General features: G+C 40.3%; 2 protein-coding genes. Both read right to left on the bottom strand.

The window, feature by feature from the left end:
- Window positions 1-339: 339 nt before the first annotated feature.
- Complete coding sequence (locus tag RDS42_RS14425; RefSeq protein ID WP_009243118.1) at window positions 340-567, bottom strand: DUF5348 domain-containing protein; 228 nt, start codon at window positions 565-567, stop codon at window positions 340-342.
- A gap of 117 nt (window positions 568-684) precedes the next feature.
- The gene (locus RDS42_RS14420; RefSeq protein WP_009243119.1) at window positions 685-2,022 is read right to left on the bottom strand and encodes a virulence-associated E family protein; all 1,338 of its coding nucleotides are present in this window, start codon (window positions 2,020-2,022) and stop codon (window positions 685-687) included.
- Between the last annotated feature and the right edge of the window lie 64 nt (window positions 2,023-2,086).

The raw sequence follows: 2,086 nt of genomic DNA, 5'->3' as shown, positions 1-2,086 counted from the left end.
ACTCTGTCCGGATCTACATTTTCTGCTACAAAATCCCGTCTGTTATGAGCCAGTGAACCGGCTCCGATCATGCCACTGATTGTCCGTTTCATCATAAATTTTCTCACCTCTTTTCTACTCGAGTGCCAGACATGGCACATAATTTTTATTTACGCCAGTTATGGCGATATTTAAGAAATTTTCGCCGGATACGGCGGTTTTGTTACTTTTGTCAAAAGTAACGCAAAAGCACTTTCGACAGCCGTACCGTCCATCAAAAGTCCCCTTGCGCCCTGCCGGGGGCATAACGTCCTTATGGACGTCTGTTCTGCATCGACCGAAGTGGATCGTAGATCTGTTTTATTCTGGTATCCTCGCCTGCACATATTCCAGATCTCCACAATAAGGTGTCCCTACCAGATACCATTCTCTTGCCAAATTCATCTCCACTCTGGTCTGTACCCATTCATCATCTACCAGCACTTCCAGTCCTTCTCCGCAGTGAAATCCTGTATCAATCCATAAGTCTGATGATAATAATCCATATCTTCCATTACTGCTGTTATATCCTAATCTTCCCTGTTTCATTATTTTCTGCTCCATTCCTGTCTGTAAACGGAATTTGTAAACAGGGCTTAAAAGATTTTAAAAGTTAACTTTTTAAGTTTTTCCTTTAAGTTCCGTTTACATCGTTTACAATAATCTTTACTCAAACGGTATTTTCAATTGTTCCGGTACTTCCATGAATTCGTCTTTGTCTTTTTTCTCAGTACCTTCTATTCGTTTCCATGACCGCTGGATGCCATATTCTTTTCCGAACCGATGTGTACCATGTGGTTTCCAGCCTTCAATCGCATTGTTCATAATATTTGCAATCTCTTTACCTTCCCACTGTTTCATTTCTCCAGTTCGGTGCAATGCATCATCAAACAGAATTCTTGTACATACATAATCGTCATCGTAGTCATCAAGAAATGCCTGTATGATTCCGGCATTGGTATCCTCCGGCATAAATTCTTTCTGCAGACGCTTTGCCTCTTCTTCAATTTCCTTTGTAAATCCTAAGAACACATTTCCCTGTCGATACAGTACCATTGCCTCTGCCCAGGCCTGTTCGATATAGGCTTTGCTCTCTGCCTCATTGTCAAGAATATGAACTTCTGCTTTTGACATATTTGTCATCACCGGAGCAAATCGTCTGTTTCCGGTTCTGTCCAGCGGAAGAAAATTCAGATCATTTGAAGTACCGCAAAATACACACTGTCTCGGTCTGTCTTCCGGGTGAACTTCATAAGGTACTTTGTAAGTTTCTTTCTGTCTGCTCAGAAATGATTTAATCTGTTCAATATTCTTTGCTGTGATAGTTGCCTTCATTTCTCCCATTTCGATAATCCAGTGGTTCTGCAGTTTTCTGTAAATATTTTCATCGTCCAGATGATCCAGATTGTCACTAAACCATTCTTCTTTTATCGCCAGATACTTGAAAAATGTGGACTTTCCGGCTCCCTGACTTCCAACCAGACACAGCATGATGTCATATTTTATTCCCGGTTCATAAATTCTTGAAATCGCTGCCAGCATATGCATTTTCATTACTCCGATTGTGTATTTGCTCTTTTCTGCTCCCAGAAAATGCGGAAGCATATTTTCTATTCTTGGAATTCCGTCCCAAACCAGGATCTCCAGATAATCTCTGATTGGGTGATATTTATTTTCATTGGAAACAATATCTATTCCCGCTTTGATCACACGCTCACTTGTTATTTCATAATGCTCTTCCAGATACATTTTCAGATTGTATTCGTCTGTATCTGTAACCGTAGGACTGTTATTTCTCCGCTCCCATGGCACCTCTTTTACAATGTCCATTCTTCCGGAAAGCTCATTTCGTTTAATCGCTTTTTTCAGTACCGGATCATTTTGAAGTACCGTTACGCAGTTTCTGATTGTCTGCTTTGTTCTTCCCTTATCCGTATGCTCCAGCATATTATTGACATCTTCTATTGTAAGCATTTCCTCGTTCACAATATCTTCTAATTCCATCAAGGACTTCTCGCTGATATTCGTTAATTCTTTCTTCAATTTTTTCAACCTCCCTTCTCTTCAT

This window comes from uncultured Blautia sp. (assembly GCF_902497045.1).
In the GTDB taxonomy this organism is placed as follows: domain Bacteria; phylum Bacillota; class Clostridia; order Lachnospirales; family Lachnospiraceae; genus Blautia_A.
This window is presented reverse-complemented; position numbering and strand designations above follow the sequence as displayed.